This is a genomic window from Vibrio clamense (genome assembly GCF_050337905.1).
GTDB classification, from domain to species: Bacteria; Pseudomonadota; Gammaproteobacteria; order Enterobacterales; family Vibrionaceae; genus Vibrio; species Vibrio cortegadensis.
Genome location: NZ_JAKJTJ010000062.1, coordinates 1 through 1,905, shown reverse-complemented (window position 1 = coordinate 1,905; position 1,905 = coordinate 1). Strand labels below are relative to the sequence as shown.

The following is a 1,905-nucleotide window of genomic DNA, read 5'->3' as shown; positions in this document are numbered from 1 at the left end:
GTCTAAACCCGATAAAAGACGCTGAAATGAAGAGTGTTTAAACTGTTCTAAGGATGGGTGTGAATATGGAAAATATGGACCATTAAACTTAGTCCATTCGTCATTTGAGATAACCAAGGCATGGATAAACTCCAGCTCATGTTCTCTTGCAGGTCTAATATTTACTTTCATTTCTTACGCGAAACTCCTTGATTCTTTGTAGCAAACTAACGCCGCGTTAAGTGGTGAACAACGCCACCACAGGACTCAAGACATTGTGCCATAAACACTGATGCATATCTTTAAGCTAAACCACCCAGCGTTGTGAATCCGTCTTAAACGCTTTGTTATACGAATTTTTCCACCAATTCCTTTGTCATAAAGTGACTATGTGGATCGAGTTCATAGTTGGCGAATGGTTCGCAATAAGTAAACCCGAATTTCTCATACAAGTTTCGAGCTGGTTGGAAGAATTGTTGAGTGCCGGTTTCAAGGCTAACTTTACTGTATCCTTTTTCGATAGCGGTATTCAAAGCATGAGTTAACAACTTAGTTGCAACACCTGACTTTCGTGATGAATTAGAAGTTCTCATTGATTTCAATTCAACATGATTAGAATTGAGTTGCTTAATAGCTAGACAACCTTGTAATTCACCGTTAACCCAACCGCTGAAGAATGTAACCTCTGGTGATTTAAGTGCATCAACATCTAGAGCATGAACACTTTCTGGAGGTGAAGTTGCATACATATCAGCCAAATGCTCTTCGAGCAATTCAATGACTTCACCACCCGACAAATCATCTATTTTGATTTCCATATTCCGAACTTCCCTTATTCGTATAACGCCCAATTAAGGTGTGAGCCACGCTACAGCTACACTCAATTTGGACGCCGTAAACACTGAACTAGACCCAAACCCAAAATGCCAAGCGTGGGGAATCACTCTTAAATTGTTTGTTAGCACTACTTTTCACGGTTAGGTACTATTGGTCCTCTTCGACCTGGGGAGTCTTTGACTGGTGTTGGTCTTGGGACTGTTCCTGGTTTTTGGGCATCAAGCTGTCGCACACTATTTCCTTTTTCTGTTCTTCATGTAATGGTAAAAAAGCTATGTCGAGCAAAGCCGGCATAGACAACATTGAGCATATAAAAATACTATACATTGCCTTGTTAAGATTTTTACCTATTTTATCATTTTCGCTCTGATTAACGGTAGCAGCTTCAACGTATGCTTCAGCCAGTGACTTTTCAAATACCTTACCCGCGTCAATACTACGGTTGTTCCTAAATTTATTGTTTATAAAAACTTCATATTCTTTCCACTCCTTAGCCGGTGAAATGTCTCTTAATCCCTTAACTAAAGAAGCTTTTATCAACTTGTCTAAGATATTAATATAAGCGAAAACGCCAAAAGCAAATAATAAGTTAAAATAGAAAGCCAAAGCACGAAAATCCAGTATCAATTCTAAATGCTGAGCAACGTAAAAAAGTACCGTTGCTAGGATTACTGCAACACTAAACAATAGACGTCTTTCATTGACGAACTGCTCATTTCGCTTTATCTGAGCTTCATGCATACATCGATAATGTTCTAGCAAACTAACCTCCATGCTGTAGTGTGGTGTACCCCACAAAAAGTAGACAGTACATAACTACATACTTTCGTACTCAACGGGACTGACATGCCCCAACGCTGAGTGTCTTCTTTTTCGATTGTAGAACACCTCGATATATTCGAAGATCCCCATTCGGGCTTCTTCGATAGTTTGATAATCTTCTGCGTAAATCAATTCGACTTTCAGTCGACTGAAAAACGACTCCATTACCGCATTGTCCCAACAGTTACCCTTACGGCTCATGCTTGGCACGCCTCCATGCTTTCGCATGAAGTCCTGATACTTATAAGCGTCCTGATACTTATAAGC

The 1,905-nt window shown here is 39.8% G+C and carries 3 protein-coding genes and 1 pseudogene; all 4 read right to left on the bottom strand.

Annotated features, from left to right (window positions below; translation table 11 throughout):
* Positions 1-171, bottom strand: a pseudogene (locus tag L4C39_RS20025) (GNAT family N-acetyltransferase); the annotation flags it as partial.
* 155 nt (positions 172-326) lie between these two features.
* Entirely contained in the window at positions 327-797 is a 471-nt protein-coding gene (locus L4C39_RS20020) for a GNAT family N-acetyltransferase (RefSeq protein WP_429747749.1), read from the bottom strand.
* A gap of 166 nt (positions 798-963) precedes the next feature.
* On the bottom strand, positions 964-1,578 hold the full coding sequence (locus tag L4C39_RS20015; RefSeq protein ID WP_429747747.1) for a hypothetical protein: 615 nt from the start codon (positions 1,576-1,578) through the stop codon (positions 964-966).
* Positions 1,579-1,632: 54 nt separating this feature from the next.
* A partial coding sequence (locus L4C39_RS20010) for an IS3 family transposase (RefSeq protein WP_429747745.1) occupies positions 1,633-1,905 on the bottom strand: 273 nt, incomplete at its 5' end.